At 63.1% G+C, this 14,285-nt stretch carries 14 protein-coding genes; 10 read left to right on the plus strand and 4 right to left on the minus strand.

Annotation, left to right across the window (positions count from 1 at the left end; translation table 11 throughout):
• Positions 1–4 precede the first annotated feature (4 nt).
• Positions 5–400, minus strand: a complete 396-nt coding sequence (locus tag J3P88_RS18745) for a DUF4280 domain-containing protein (protein WP_003202818.1) — start codon at positions 398–400, stop codon at positions 5–7.
• Between the two features lie 198 nt (positions 401–598).
• Between J3P88_RS18745 and J3P88_RS18750 the strand changes: the two genes are divergently transcribed.
• From J3P88_RS18750 to J3P88_RS18760, 3 genes are all read left to right on the plus strand, one after another.
• Entirely contained in the window at positions 599–1,666 is a 1,068-nt protein-coding gene (locus J3P88_RS18750; protein WP_434570904.1) for a phosphotransferase family protein, read from the plus strand.
• A gap of 24 nt (positions 1,667–1,690) precedes the next feature.
• A complete protein-coding gene (locus J3P88_RS18755) occupies positions 1,691–2,458 on the plus strand; it encodes an SDR family oxidoreductase (protein ID WP_025213231.1) in 768 nt (255 codons plus the stop codon).
• A gap of 236 nt (positions 2,459–2,694) precedes the next feature.
• Positions 2,695–3,810, plus strand: coding sequence for a Gfo/Idh/MocA family protein (locus J3P88_RS18760; RefSeq protein WP_434570907.1), 1,116 nt, complete (start codon positions 2,695–2,697; stop codon positions 3,808–3,810).
• A gap of 182 nt (positions 3,811–3,992) precedes the next feature.
• Here J3P88_RS18760 and J3P88_RS18765 read toward each other — a convergent pair whose 3' ends face one another.
• The 3 genes from J3P88_RS18765 to J3P88_RS18775 all read right to left on the minus strand — a co-directional run bounded on the left by J3P88_RS18765 (position 3,993) and on the right by J3P88_RS18775 (position 6,749).
• Complete coding sequence (locus J3P88_RS18765; RefSeq protein WP_434570909.1) at positions 3,993–5,426, minus strand: FAD/NAD(P)-binding protein; 1,434 nt, start codon at positions 5,424–5,426, stop codon at positions 3,993–3,995.
• Between the two features lie 261 nt (positions 5,427–5,687).
• A complete protein-coding gene (locus tag J3P88_RS18770) occupies positions 5,688–6,053 on the minus strand; it encodes a hypothetical protein (RefSeq protein WP_434570910.1) in 366 nt (121 codons plus the stop codon).
• A 132-nt stretch (positions 6,054–6,185) separates the two neighbouring features.
• Positions 6,186–6,749, minus strand: a complete 564-nt coding sequence (locus J3P88_RS18775) for a helix-turn-helix domain-containing protein (RefSeq protein ID WP_186729067.1) — start codon at positions 6,747–6,749, stop codon at positions 6,186–6,188.
• 12 nt (positions 6,750–6,761) lie between these two features.
• Between J3P88_RS18775 and J3P88_RS18780 the strand changes: the two genes are divergently transcribed.
• The 7 genes from J3P88_RS18780 (at position 6,762) to J3P88_RS18810 (ending at position 14,187) form a co-directional block, all read left to right on the plus strand.
• Positions 6,762–7,766: a DMT family transporter gene (locus J3P88_RS18780; RefSeq protein ID WP_434576540.1), complete on the plus strand. Its 1,005-nt coding sequence runs from the start codon at positions 6,762–6,764 to the stop codon at positions 7,764–7,766.
• Between the two features lie 360 nt (positions 7,767–8,126).
• The gene (locus tag J3P88_RS18785; RefSeq protein WP_186707347.1) at positions 8,127–11,051 is read left to right on the plus strand and encodes a monovalent cation/H+ antiporter subunit A; all 2,925 of its coding nucleotides are present in this window, start codon (positions 8,127–8,129) and stop codon (positions 11,049–11,051) included.
• Positions 11,051–11,395 carry a Na+/H+ antiporter subunit C gene (locus J3P88_RS18790; protein WP_003202835.1) on the plus strand — a complete coding sequence of 115 codons (345 nt, stop codon included), beginning with the start codon at positions 11,051–11,053 and terminating at the stop codon, positions 11,393–11,395. The genes J3P88_RS18785 and J3P88_RS18790 overlap by 1 nt, the downstream gene beginning before the upstream one ends.
• Positions 11,392–13,077, plus strand: coding sequence for a monovalent cation/H+ antiporter subunit D (locus J3P88_RS18795; protein ID WP_186707346.1), 1,686 nt, complete (start codon positions 11,392–11,394; stop codon positions 13,075–13,077). Before J3P88_RS18790 ends, J3P88_RS18795 begins: the two co-directional genes overlap by 4 nt.
• A complete protein-coding gene (locus J3P88_RS18800; protein ID WP_186707345.1) occupies positions 13,074–13,562 on the plus strand; it encodes a Na+/H+ antiporter subunit E in 489 nt (162 codons plus the stop codon). The genes J3P88_RS18795 and J3P88_RS18800 overlap by 4 nt, the downstream gene beginning before the upstream one ends.
• Positions 13,559–13,837: a K+/H+ antiporter subunit F gene (locus J3P88_RS18805; protein ID WP_018612749.1), complete on the plus strand. Its 279-nt coding sequence runs from the start codon at positions 13,559–13,561 to the stop codon at positions 13,835–13,837. The genes J3P88_RS18800 and J3P88_RS18805 overlap by 4 nt, the downstream gene beginning before the upstream one ends.
• Positions 13,834–14,187 carry a Na+/H+ antiporter subunit G gene (locus tag J3P88_RS18810; protein ID WP_434570914.1) on the plus strand — a complete coding sequence of 118 codons (354 nt, stop codon included), beginning with the start codon at positions 13,834–13,836 and terminating at the stop codon, positions 14,185–14,187. Before J3P88_RS18805 ends, J3P88_RS18810 begins: the two co-directional genes overlap by 4 nt.
• Positions 14,188–14,285 lie beyond the last annotated feature (98 nt).

Below are 14,285 nucleotides of genomic sequence, written 5' to 3' on the forward strand. Positions count from 1 at the left end.
CCGGTCAGGGAATCAACATCTGCACCTGCCCCGGCACGACGATCTTGATCACCCCGGCCCAGGTGCACATCAAGGTGCTGTTGGCGTCGATGGCCGGCATGTTGCCCAGCAACAGGGTCGGGGCGCCGCCGGGGATCCATGGGGCGGCGGTGGCCGGGATGCAGGGCATGGGGGTCAGCACGCCCAGGGCCGCTGCGGTGGCGGCGGCCACGGTGGGGTTTGCCAGGCTCATGCACATGCCGAAGGTAGTGATGTTCACCAGCGGGATGTGATCCATGATGTTCGCCGCCGGCATCCCGCCGGTCAGCAGGCGATTGACCGGCAGCACATTGAGCACCGCCGGGGCTGCGCCGAAGCTGCATTGCAGGGTCGCGGTGCCACAGACTTGCGGGCATCCCATCGCGGTTGCTCCTTTGAAAGCGACAGATCCCAAAACCTTAGCTCGCCCCCATCCAACGCGCACGCCGCCATGCATCAAGCCCGCTGATTATCCGGCAACACGCTAACCTATAAGACCCTGGCGTGCTTGTGACGCCTCCCACGCGCCATTAGATTAGCCAATGATCGATGGCCTCCAAAATAAGCAGAAGGGATAAGCATGGCGTTTACTGATCAGTCCACCCGCGTGCGCGACGGTGAAGAACTCGATGCCAACCTGATCGACCCGTACCTCAAGGCCCACATTCCCGGCCTGACCGGCCTGCCGCAAATCAGCCAGTTCCCCGGTGGCGCGTCGAACCTGACCTACCTGCTGGAGTACCCCGAACAGGAATTCGTCCTGCGCCGGCCGCCGTTCGGCCACAAGGCCAAGTCCGCCCATGACATGGGCCGTGAGTTCCGCATCCTCAACCAATTGCGCGATGCTTTCCCGTACTGCCCCAAAGCCTATGTGCACTGCACCGACGAGTCGGTGATGGGCGCCGAGTTCTACGTGATGGAGCGGGTCAAGGGCATCATACTGCGCGCCGAACTGCCGCCGGAGCTGGGTTTTGACGCCGAGCGCACCGAAGCGCTGTGCAAGAGCTTCATCGACCGCCTCGTCGAACTGCACCGCGTCGACTACAACGCTTGCGGCCTGGCCGACCTGGGCAAGCCCGAAGGCTACGTGGCCCGGCAGATCCGTGGCTGGAGCGATCGTTACGAAAAAGCCCTGACCCCTGACGCGCCGAAGTGGGAGACGGTCAAGGCCTGGCTCAACGACAAGATGCCCGCCGACCACCCGACGTCGAGCATCGTCCACAACGACTACCGCTTCGACAACGTGATCCTCGACCCGGAAAATCCGATGCGGATCATCGGGGTGCTGGACTGGGAGCTGACCACCCTTGGCGATCCGTTGATGGATTTGGGCAACAGCCTCGCCTACTGGATCGAGGCCGAAGACCCGGCGCCGGTACAACTGTTGCGCCGTCAGCCCAGCCACGCGCCGGGCATGTTGACCCGCCGTGAGTTCGTCGACTACTACGCCGAACGCGCAGGGATCCGCATCGACAACTTCGACTTCTACTACACCTACGGCCTGTTCCGCCTGGCCGGGATCGTCCAGCAGATCTACTACCGCTTCTTCCACGGCCAGACCCAGGACAAACGCTTCGCGCAGTTCGTTCAGATGAACAAATTGCTGGAGCAGATGAGCCTGCAGGTCATCGCTAAATCCACGCTCTGAGCGCCCTCATAACAAGGAAACAGCATGTCCAAGACCCAGTTGTTCGACCTCGACGGTAAAATTGCCTTCGTTTCCGGCGCCAGCCGCGGCATCGGCGAGGCTATCGCCAAACTGCTGGCCCAGCAAGGCGCCCATGTGATCGTGTCCAGCCGCAAGCTCGACGGTTGCCAGCACGTGGCCGATGCGATCATCGCCGCCGGCGGCAAGGCCACCGCCATCGCCTGCCACATCGGTGAAATGGAACAGATCAGCCAGGTGTTCGCCGGCATCCGCGAACAGTTCGGGCGCCTGGACATCCTGGTGAACAACGCCGCCACCAACCCGCAATTCTGCAACGTCCTGGACACCGACCTGGGTGCGTTCCAGAAAACCGTGGACGTGAACATCCGCGGCTACTTCTTCATGTCGGTGGAAGCCGGCAAGCTGATGCGCGAGAACGGCGGCGGCAGCATCATCAACGTGGCGTCGATCAACGGTATTTCGCCAGGTGTCTTCCAGGGCATCTACTCGGTGACCAAGGCTGCGGTGATCAACATGACCAAGGTCTTCGCCAAGGAATGCGCGCAGTTCGGCATCCGCTGCAACGCCCTGTTGCCGGGCCTGACCGACACCAAGTTCGCCTCGGCGCTGGTCAAGAACGACGCCATCCTGAAGACCGCCTTGGCGCAGATCCCCCTCAAGCGCGTGGCCGACCCGAGCGAAATGGCCGGCGCGGTGCTGTACCTGGCCAGCGATGCGTCGAGCTACACCACGGGCGTGGCGTTGAATGTGGATGGTGGGTTTCTGTCCTGACAGCGGGCGCCATAAAAGACCTGTGAAATCCCCCAGTGGGAGCGGGCTTGCTCGCGAATGCGGTGTGTCAGTCACAGCTGTATTCACTGATCCACCGCATTCGCGAGCAAGCCCGCTCCCACAAAGGGATCTTCAGCAATCACGGAAATGAATATTTATTCCAATATTTGCAATTAGCGAATATTTATTCCATAAAGAACCCTTCTGAAAATAAAAACTCAAAAGGGCTCTTTCTCATGCGTGAACTCGGCATCGGTCTGATTGGCACCGGCTTCATGGGCCGCGCCCATGCCTTGGCGTTCCACAATGCCAAGGCGGTGTTCGACCTCCCCTTGAACCTGAAACTGGCGGCCCTGGCCGACGCCGATCCGCAGCGTGCCCGGCAATGTGCCCAGAGCTGGGGGTTCGAGACGGCCCACAGCGACTGGCAACAGCTGATCGACGACCCGAAGGTTCACCTGGTCGCCATCACCACCCCCAACCACCTGCACTTCCCGATGGCCATGGCCGCGTTGGCGGCGGGCAAGCCGGTCTATTGTGAAAAGCCGTTGGCGGTGTCCCTGGAACAGGCCGGGCAGATGCGCCAGGCGGCCAAGGCCGCCGGGGTGGTGACGCGGGTCGGCTACAACTACCAGCACAACCCGATGATTCAACGGGCGCGGGACATGATCCAGCGCGGCGAACTGGGACGGATCATCAGTTTCCAGGGTGAATTCAGCGAAGATTTCATGGCCGATCCGACCTCACCTTGGTCATGGCGCTGCGAAGCGAGCCATGCCGGTGGCGCGCTGGCGGACCTGGGCAGCCACTTGCTGGCCATGGCGCGGCACTTGTTGGGCGATGTCGAGGCCGTCTGTGCCGACAGCCAGACCGTGCACCACCAACGCCCTGCCAGCGCCGGCAATGCCGAACAGCGGGCCATCGCCGTGGATGATCAAGTCCATGGGCTGCTGCGTTTCGCCAATGGCGCCCGGGGCACGGTGAGCAGCAGTTGGCTCAAGCACGGCTACAAGAATCACCTGGGTTTCGAGATCAGCGGCACCCTTGGCACCCTGGCGTTCGATCAGGAACGGTTGAATGAACTTCGCCTGTGCCGCGTCGGCCAGCCCGGCTTCCAGCGTTTGCTGGCCGGCCCGGATCTGCCCGGCTATGCCGCGTTCAGCCCGGCTGCCGGGCACCAGTTGGGCTACAACGAATTGAAGACATTGGAAGTGCAGGAACTGATCATGGCGCTGGCCGGCGAAGGCGCCGGCGGGACGGACTTTGACGAGGCCTGGGAAGTGGAGCGATTGGCGGCGGCAATTCGCATCGCGGCGCGGGAGGAGCGCTGGGTCAAGGTCAACGAGCTATAACTTGCTGAGCAAACCGCTCATGTAAACGGCTCTTGTGGCGAGGGAGCTTGCTCCCGCTGGGTTGCGCAGCAACCCCAGAGAGGCTGAATGCAATCAATCTGACATACCGGGGTGAATGGTTTTGGGGCTACTTCGTAGCCCAGCGGGAGCAAGCTCCCTCGCCACGGGGGGCTGTGTTCAACCTAAAGAAGGGTTTGCAGTTCAACCAATCGCCCCGCCAACGCCTTGGCCTGGCTCGCCACATCAGTCACCGCCGTGCTCTCCCACCACATCCCCCGCAGCGGCGGGCCCATGGCGAACAGGCGGCTGGCCGGCTCGCCTTGAGCATCCAGCACCGCACCATCGGCACGCGCGGCGATGCCCAAAGCCAACGGCCCCGGTTGGATCAATCCTCGAGCCAACAACTGTTGCGGCAACGGTCGCGCAACACGACGCCAGTCATATTCAATGCCACTGGAGTTGATCAACGCGGCGCCCTGCACCACTTCCAATCCAGCCTCGCCCCGTCGACGAATATTGATCGCTACCGATCCTTCGCCAGACGCCGCCAACCCCTTGAACGACGCCGCCTGAATCCGCAACCGCCCTTCCCCATGCAGGCGCGCCACCAGCTCCGCGCTCAACGGTGGCGAGCGATGATGATGACTCTCCCACCACGGCCGCACATGCCGCACGAATTGCCGGCGCTGCAAATCGCTGGCCTGGTTCCACAAGCGCCCGATGTGCGCGCGCACCGTGTCCAGCGGCGCCTGCCAGTCGATCCCTTGGGCTTGGGCCTGGCGGCATTGCTCGCGCAGAGCGCGCATCAACTGGCGTGGCGAACGCAGGCTGTGATCTTCGGCGAGGAAATCCACCCAGGCGGGTGGCTGGCGGCGCACATGGGGCAGCAGGCCATGGCGGGAAAACACTTCGATCGGCCCGCGATGCCCGGCCTGTTCCAGCGACACCACGGCGTCGACCATGGTCAGCCCCGAGCCGATGATCAGCACGGTGGACTGCGGATCGAGCTGGCGCATCGCAGCGACGTCCCAAGGGTCGAGGGCTGCAGCGTTCAAGCCGCTGGATTCGGTCTGCGGGGTGCGCGCCGCCGGGAACATGCCGGTGGCCAGCACTGCAAAACGGCCACGCAAGCGTTGGCCGTCATCCAGCGTCACCATCACGGCGTCGTCGGCAAGCCGCAGGTCCACGGCCTCCCCGCGCACGTGCTCGGCGGTCGAGCCATTTTGTGCGCCCAGCTCGCGAGCCTCGGCCAGGCGTTGCTGCACATAGAGGCCAAACATCCCCCGGGGTGGAAACAACTCGCTGATGGGCACGTGCTGCTGATCCGACTCGGGCCAGCCGCCGGCCTCGATGAACGCGGTGAGCCATTGGGTCAGGTCATCGGCGTTGTCCGGGTCGACGCTCATCCGCGCCGCGTTGCCGTTCAAGGTATGGCCCAGCTCTACGGCGCTGTAGGCCTCTCCCCGTCCCAACTCGCTACGCGGCTCGACGATCAGCACCTCGCGCCGGCCCGGCAGGCGCAGCAGTTGCGCGGCGAGCATGGCGCCGCTCAAGCCGCCACCGATGATCAGGATGTCGGCGAGAGGTGGCGCGAGCGCAGTCGAGTCATTTTTCATTGAACGCTTCCATAAAAACAGTAAACGCCTCATTGATTACTCGTCATCGGCCAGGTGCACGGTGCGAGTTCCAATGAGATGAGCCACCTTACTGTCTTGCCTGATTTTTCGGAAGCTGGTTATAAAGCAGTTCACTTCATGCAGGGTCTGAGGGCCAAGAGATTAGCGATAGCTGAGCGAAGCCAGTAACGACTCTGCCCAATTTCCTGCTAGCTGACAACTGCCCCAGGGGCTCTAACCAGACTCAATCGCCGCGTCCAATCAGCTTGCAACAACCTTATAGATCTGTATGTCGGAGCTAATTGGGTCATCTTGAGATATCCGGGAAACCAACGACACCTGCGAACCCACAGGTAGGGGGTTGATACTACTTCCTAAGCTCCAACTCACCTTGCCGGCCTCCACGTGCTCATTATTGATCCACGTTGTGAACCTAAACATCCCCCCTTCGAAAAACATGTCACATTCGAGCATTTCCCCTAAGCCGGTTTTTGGAGGGAGGTCAGCAGTAACAGTAAAACCTCTAACAATCTCGGGCGGCACCGTCCCATTTATCGCACCCTCAATTCTTGGTTTTGGAAGAAATTTGGACATCCGATAAGTTCTGATTTCTTCTTTAGCGTTCATTTTTAGATCCTCGGTGATAATAGAATTTACAAGCGACGGACTATCACTTCATCCACCGCCAATAAAAGACTACGGATCCTATTCACAAGAAACTACTGTCAGAGTTGACAGGTGCCTAAATGAGTGGCGGACTCAAATCACCACATTGCGCACAAACCGCGTCGCCACCGAGCCATCGTTGCGATAGGCATGGGGCTGGTTGCTGGCGAACATGAAGAACTCACCAACGCCTATGCGGCGCTCTTCGCTGCCCAGCAGCAATGTCAGGCAGCCTTCGAATACATAAAGTTGTTCGCTCCATCCATCTGCGTCGCACTCAGAATGGTAATGCTCGCCTGGCTCCAGCCGCCATTCCCAAAGTTCTACCTCCCGGCTGGCGGTGGCCTTGGCGAGCAACACAGCTTTGCTGCCCGGGATCACACCGGCCCAGACCAGTTCGTTGATGCGGCTCGAGTCGCGGGCTTCGGGGGCTTGGATCAAGTCGCTGAAGGCGACATCGAGGGCTTCGGCGACCCGGTCCAGGGTCGTCAGGCTGACGTTCTTTTCGCCGGCCTCGATGGCCACCAGCATCCGCCGACTGACCCCCGACAGCTCGGCCAGCGCCGCCTGGCTGAGCTCGGCGGCATGCCGCAGACGACGGACGTTCTGGCTGACGTGTTGCAGGACGGAGGCCCGCTGGCCGGATTCTTTGTGCACTATATTGCTCACATGGCAGGGTTGCGCATTATACTGCCCAACTTCGGGCGCATTGTGCGTCCGCCTCAAGTGGCGCGCAAGGTCATGGCATCGGTGAATTCCCCCCAAGCTTCCTCCCGTTTCTCAAGGTTCAGCAAGGCCGAATGCGTGCTGGTGCTGATTACCATGATCTGGGGCGGGACTTTCCTGTTGGTGCAGCACGCCATGACGGTCAGCGGGCCGATGTTTTTCGTAGGCCTGCGCTTCGCTGCCGCGGCCGCGTTTGTCGCGCTGTTCTCCTGGCGGCATCTGCGTGAACTGACGCTGTTCGAACTCAAGGCGGGGTGCTTCATCGGCGTGGCGATCATGCTCGGCTACGGTTTGCAGACCGTCGGCCTGCAAACGATACCCAGCAGCCAGTCGGCGTTCATCACCGCCCTCTATGTGCCGTTCGTGCCCTTGTTGCAATGGCTGGTGCTGGGCCGGCGGCCAGGCTTGATGCCGAGCATCGGCATCATGCTGGCGTTCACTGGGCTGATGCTGGTGTCCGGTCCGGCCGGGGCCTCGCTGAACTTCAGCCCCGGTGAAATCGCCACGTTGATCAGCGCCATCGCGATTGCCGCCGAAATCATCCTGATCAGCGCCTATGCCGGCCAGGTCGATGTGCGCCGAGTGACCGTAGTGCAACTGGCGAGCACGGCGGTGCTGGCGTTCCTGATGGTGGTGCCGACCCAGGAAGCGATCCCGGATTTTTCCATGTTGCTGCTGGTCAGCGCCGTGGGCCTGGGGGCCGCCAGCGCAGCGATCCAGGTGGCGATGAACTGGGCACAGAAAAGCGTCTCGCCGACCCGCGCCACGCTGATCTATGCCGGTGAACCGGTATGGGCCGGCATCGCCGGACGCCTGGCGGGCGAGCGGCTGCCGGCGATCGCATTGTTCGGCGCGGCGCTGATCGTGGCGGCGGTGATTGTCAGTGAGCTGAAGACTCGCAGCAAAGGTGTTGTCGAAGTGGATGAGGGGCTTGAGCGCGAGCAGTGAGGCCGGTTACCGGCAACGGTGATTGAACCTGTGGCGAGGGAGCTTGCTCCCGCTGGGTTGCGCAGCGACCCCAAGGAAGCCGAATGCAATCAACCTGACACACCCGGGTGACTGGTCTCGGGGCTACTGCGTAGCCCAGCGGGAGCAAGCTCCCTCGCCACAGGGATAAGCGCGACATTGCGCAAGACCTCGCCCCAACGGCTCCAATACGCGTGCTGATTCCTGAGCGGTGTCCGCTGACCCAAACACGCAAAGTCAGAAAACTCCACCTACCTTGTAGGATTCTGCGACACCCTTGCGGTTGGTGATCGGGAATACGCCACGTATGATCCCTCACAACCTTCCGCCGAATAGAAGCCTATGTCACTGATAGTTCTATTGCTTTTGCCCTTCATCGGCAGCTGTGTCGCGGCGCTGCTGCCGCATAACGCCCGTAACGCCGAATCACTGCTGGCCGGCCTCGTCGCCCTGGCCGGCACGGTACAGGTGGCCTTGCTGTACCCGCAGATCGCCGACGGTGGCGTGATCACCGAGCGCTACACATGGCTGCCCAGCCTGGGCCTGGATTTCGTGCTGCGCCTGGACGGTTTCGCTTGGCTGTTTTCGTTGCTGGTGCTGGGCATCGGCACGCTGGTGTCGCTGTACGCCCGCTACTACATGTCGCCGGACGACCCAGTGCCACGCTTCTTTGCCTTTTTCCTGGCGTTCATGGGCGCCATGCTCGGGTTGGTGATCTCCGGCAACCTGATCCAGATGGTGTTTTTCTGGGAACTGACCAGCCTGTTCTCGTTTCTGCTGATCGGCTACTGGCATCACCGTGCCGACGCTCGACGCGGTGCCTACATGGCCTTGATGGTGACCGGCGCCGGCGGGCTTTGCCTGTTGGCCGGGGTGATGCTGCTCGGCCATGTGGTGGGCAGCTATGACCTGGACAAGGTCCTGGCCGCCGGCGACCTGATTCGCGACCACGCCCTCTATCCGATCCTGCTGCCGCTGATCCTGATCGGCGCATTGAGCAAAAGCGCTCAGTTCCCTTTTCATTTCTGGCTCCCCCACGCCATGGCCGCCCCCACGCCGGTGTCGGCGTACTTGCACTCGGCGACCATGGTCAAGGCCGGGGTGTTCCTGCTGGCGCGGTTATGGCCGTCGCTGTCGGGCAGTGAAGAATGGTTCTACATCGTCAGCGGCGCGGGAGCCTGTACGTTGCTGCTGGGCGCCTACTGCGCGATGTTCCAGAATGACCTCAAGGGTCTTTTGGCCTACTCCACCATCAGCCACCTCGGGCTGATCACCCTGCTGCTGGGCCTGAACAGTCCGCTGGCGGCCGTGGCGGCGGTGTTCCATATCCTCAACCATGCCACGTTCAAGGCGTCGCTGTTCATGGCCGCCGGGATCATCGACCACGAAAGCGGCACCCGGGACATTCGCAAGCTCAGCGGCCTGGTGCGGCTGATTCCGTTCACCGCGACCCTGGCGATGGTGGCCAGCGCTGCGATGGCCGGGGTGCCGCTGCTCAATGGTTTCCTGTCCAAGGAAATGTTCTTCGCCGAGACCGTATTTATTTCCGCCACGGCCTGGGTCGAGCTGGCGCTGCCGATCATCGCCACCCTCGCCGGGACGTTCAGCGTCGCCTACTCCCTGCGCTTCACCGTGGACGTGTTCTTCGGTCCCACCGCCACCGACTTGCCCCTGACGCCCCATGAACCGCCACGCTGGATGCGCGCACCGGTTGAGCTGTTGGTGTTCACCTGCCTGCTGGTGGGGATTTTCCCCGCCCAGGTGGTGGGTTCGTTGCTGGCCGCCGCCGCGCTGCCCGTGGTGGGCGGTCCGCTGCCGGAGTACAGCCTGGCGATCTGGCATGGCCTGAACGCGCCGATGATCATGAGCCTTGTGGCAATGTCGGGGGGGATCGTCTTGTACCTGCTGCTGCGCAAACAATTCAAGCAAGGCCACATCAACCGGCCGCCGTTGATCGGTCGCCTCAGCGGCAAGCGGCTGTTCGAGCGTTGCCTGGTGTTGATGATGCGCCAGGGCCGGCGACTGGAGCGCAGGATCAGCACCCGGCGCCTGCAAGCCCAACTGTTTTTCCTGGTGCTGGCGGCAGTATTGGCCGGGCTGATCCCGATGTTGCACAGCACGCTGGTCTGGGGCGACCGGCCGAAGATTCCCGGCTCCATCGTCTTCGTGACCCTGTGGCTGCTGGCGATCGCCTGCGCCCTGGGCGCGGCCTGGCAGGCCAAGTATCACCGGCTCGCGGCCCTGACCATGGTCAGCGTCTGCGGCCTGATGACCTGCGTGACCTTTGTCTGGTTCTCCGCCCCTGACCTGGCCTTGACGCAACTGGTGGTGGAGGTGGTCACCACGGTGCTGATCCTGCTGGGCCTGCGCTGGCTGCCACGGCGGATCGAGGACGTCTCGCCGCTGCCCAACAGCGAGCGGCGGGCGCGTATCCGGCGCGTGCGGGACTTGCTGCTGTCCATCGCCGTCGGCGGCGGCATGGCGCTGTTGTCCTATGCGATGCTTACGCGGCAGACGCCCAACGACATTTCGTCGTTCTACTTGAGCCGGGCCTTGCCCGAAGGCGGCGGCAGCAACGTGGTCAACGTGATGCTGGTGGATTTCCGGGGCTTCGACACCCTGGGGGAAATCACCGTGCTGGTGGCGGTGGCCCTGGCGGTGTTCGCCCTGTTGCGACGGTTCCGTCCACCGAAGGAAAGCATGCAACTACCGGCGCAACAGCGCCTGCTGGCGCCGGACGTGGTCACCGACCTGGTCAACCCGCGCCATGCCAGCGATACCGCCCTGGGTTTCATGATGGTGCCGTCGGTGCTGGTGCGCCTGCTGCTGCCGATCGCCCTGGTGGTGTCGTTCTACCTGTTCATGCGCGGCCACAATCAACCCGGTGGCGGCTTCGTGGCCGGGCTGGTGATGTCCGTCGCGTTCATCCTCCAATACATGGTCGCCGGCACTCAGTGGGTCGAGGCGCAAATGAGCCTGCGACCGCTGCGCTGGATGGGCACCGGGCTGTTGTTCGCCACCGCCACCGGCCTGGGGGCGATGGCCGTGGGGTATCCGTTCCTGACCACCCACACCTGGCATTTCGAACTGCCGCTGCTGGGGGATATCCACCTGGCCAGCGCGCTGTTCTTCGATATCGGCGTGTACGCGGTGGTGGTCGGTTCCACCCTGTTGATCCTCACCGCCCTGGCGCACCAGTCGGTACGGGCCCATAAACCGGGCCTGCAACCCAAACCCGTCGCCGCCGTCAAAGGAGCCACCGCCTGATGGAAGAAGTCATCGCAATCGCAATCGGCGTACTGGCCGCCTCCGGTGTCTGGCTGGTGTTGCGGCCACGGACCTTCCAGGTGGTCATGGGCCTGTGCCTGCTGTCCTACGGCGTCAACCTGTTCATCTTCAGCATGGGCAGCCTGTTCATCGGCAAGGAGCCGATCATCAAGGACGGCGTACCCCAGGATCTGCTGCACTACACCGACCCGCTGCCCCAGGCACTGGTGCTGACCGCCATCGTGATCAGCTTCGCCATGACCGCGCTGTTCCTGGTGGTGCTGTTGGCCTCCCGGGGGCTGACCGGTACCGACCACGTGGACGGTCGGGAGCCCAAGGAATGATGTTGACGCCTCATCTGATCGCCGCGCCCATCCTGCTGCCGCTGCTGACCGCCGCGTTGATGCTGATGCTGGGCGAGAAGCACCGCCCGCTCAAGGCCCGGATCAATTTGTTGTCCAGCCTGCTCGGCCTGGGCATCGCCGTGCTGTTGCTGCGCTGGACCCAGGACCAGGCCCTGCCCGCGTCCATTGGTGTGTACCTGCCGGGCAACTGGCAGGCGCCGTTCGGCATCGTCCTGGTGGTCGATCGCCTGTCGGCGCTGATGCTGGTCCTGACCGGCATCATCGGCGTCAGCGCCCTGCTCTTCGCCATGGCCCGCTGGGACCGCGCCGGTGCCAGTTTCCATGCGTTGTTCCAGATCCAGCTGATGGGCCTCTACGGCGCCTTCCTGACCGCGGACCTGTTCAACCTGTTCGTGTTCTTCGAAGTGCTGCTGGCGGCTTCCTATGGCTTGATGCTGCACGGTTCGGGCCGGGCGCGGGTGTCCTCGGGCCTGCATTACATTTCCATCAACCTTTTGGCGTCGTCGTTATTCCTGATCGGCGCGGCGCTGATCTATGGCGTCACCGGCACATTGAACATGGCCGACCTGGCCCTGAAGATCCCGCTGGTGCCGGAGGCCGACCGCGGCTTGTTGCACGCCGGCGCCGGCATCCTCGCGGTGGCGTTCCTGGCCAAGGCCGGCATGTGGCCGCTGAACTTCTGGCTGGTGCCGGCCTACAGCGCCGCCAGCGCACCGGTGGCGGCGCTGTTTGCAATCATGACCAAGGTCGGCGTCTACACGATCCTGCGCCTGTGGACGCTGCTGTTCTCCGGCCAGGCCGGCGCCTCGGCGTATTTCGGCGCCGACTGGCTGGTCTACGGCGGCATGGCGACCATCGTCTGCGCCGCCATCGCCATTCTCGCGGCCCAACGCCTGGAGCGCATGGCGAGCCTGAGCATCCTGGTTTCGGCGGGGATCCTGTTGTCGGCCATCGGCTTCGCCCAACCGAACCTGGTGGGCGCGGCGCTGTTCTACCTAGTGAGCTCAACCTTGGCGCTCTGCGCGCTGTTCTTGCTGGCGGAGCTGATCGAACGTTCGCGCTCGGCCAATGAACTGTCCCTGGACGACGACTTCGACACTTTGCCGCGGCCGTTGGAATCCTTGCAGCCGCCCAAGGGCATCAACCTCGATGACGAGCAGAAAGCCGTGGTCGGCCAAGTGATTCCCTGGACCATGGCCTTCCTCGGCTTGAGCTTTATCTTTTGTGCGCTGTTGATCATCGGCATGCCGCCGCTCTCGGGGTTCATCGGCAAGCTGAGCCTGCTGAGCGCCTTGCTCAATCCCCAAGGATTCGGCGCCAGTGCCGGGGCGCCGGTGTCGAACCAGGCGTGGGGCTTGTTGGCGCTGCTGATCCTCTCGGGGCTGGCCTCACTGATCGCCTTCTCGCGCCTGGGCATCCAACGCTTCTGGACACCTCAGGAACGCCCGTCACCGTTGCTGCGGCCGTTCGAATGCCTGCCGATCGTCGTACTGCTGGGCCTGGGCATCGCCCTGACCTTCAAGGCCGAGCCGTTGCTGCGCTATACCCAGTCGGCCGCCGACGCGTTGAACACTCCGGAACATTACGTGATGTCGGTACTCGCCACCCGCGCCGTGCCCAACCCCGAAGCCCGCGCCGCGTTGCGGGAGGTACAGCCATGAAGCGCCTGTTTCCCGCCCCGTGGTTGTCCCTGGCGTTGTGGCTGCTGTGGCTGGTGCTGAACGTGTCCGTCAGCGCCGGCCATCTGCTGATGGGTGCTGCATTGGGGTTCCTGGCGCCGTTGCTGATGCGTCCGCTGCGCCCACGGCCCATCCGTATCCGCCGGCCGTGGGTGGTGTTGCGCCTGTTCCTCCTGGTGGGCCGCGACGTGCTGGTGTCCAACCTGGCGGTGGCCTGGGGGGTGCTGAACGCCGCCCGCCGCCCGCCTCGCTCGCGATTCATCAAGGTGCCGCTGGACCTGCGCGATGCCAACGGCCTGGCCGCGCTGTCGATGATCACCACGGTGGTTCCCGGGACCGTCTGGTCGGAACTGGCCCTGGATCGCAGCATCCTGTTGCTGCACGTATTCGACCTGCCGGACGAGGCGTCATTCATCGCGCACTTCAAGGCCACCTACGAGCGCCCCTTGATGGAGATTTTCGAATGAGCCCGTTGCTGTCCAATGCGATCCTGTTGAGCCTGTTCCTGCTCTCCCTGGCGATGGTGTTGACCCTGTGGCGACTGTTCAAGGGCCCGTCGGCCCAGGATCGGGTACTGGCCCTGGACTACCTGTACATCGTGGCGATGCTGATGATGCTGGTGCTGGGCATCCGATATGCCAGTGACACCTATTTCGAGGCGGCGCTGCTGATCGCCCTGTTCGGCTTTGTCGGCTCGTTTGCCCTGGCCAAGTTCCTGTTGCGTGGCGAGGTGATCGAATGAACGGCGAACTGTCGATGTGGGTGGAAATCCCAGTGGCGATCCTGCTGGTGCTCAGCAGCTTCTTCGCCCTGGCCGGGGCGATCGGCCTGGTGCGCTTGAAGGATTATTTCCAGCGCATGCATCCACCAGCCCTGGCCTCCACATTGGGCGCCTGGTGCGTGGCATTGGCCTCGATCATCTACTTTTCGGCACTCAAGTCCGGGCCGGTGTTGCACGCCTGGCTGATTCCGATCCTGCTGTCGATCACGGTACCGGTGACCACCCTGCTGCTGGCCCGGGCGGCACTGTTCCGCAAGCGCATGGCGGGGGATGATGTGCCGGCCGAAGTGAGTAGCCGCCGGACCGACTGACAGGTATCTCGCGCCGGTACAGCTTTTGTGGCGAGGGAGCTCGCTCCCGCTGGGGTGCGCAGCAGCCCTTGGACCTGTCACCTCGGTGTGTCAGGCTG

The sequence above is a fragment of the Pseudomonas sp. Z3-6 genome, assembly GCF_051131985.1.
Classification (GTDB): Bacteria; Pseudomonadota; Gammaproteobacteria; order Pseudomonadales; family Pseudomonadaceae; genus Aquipseudomonas; species Aquipseudomonas zanjanensis.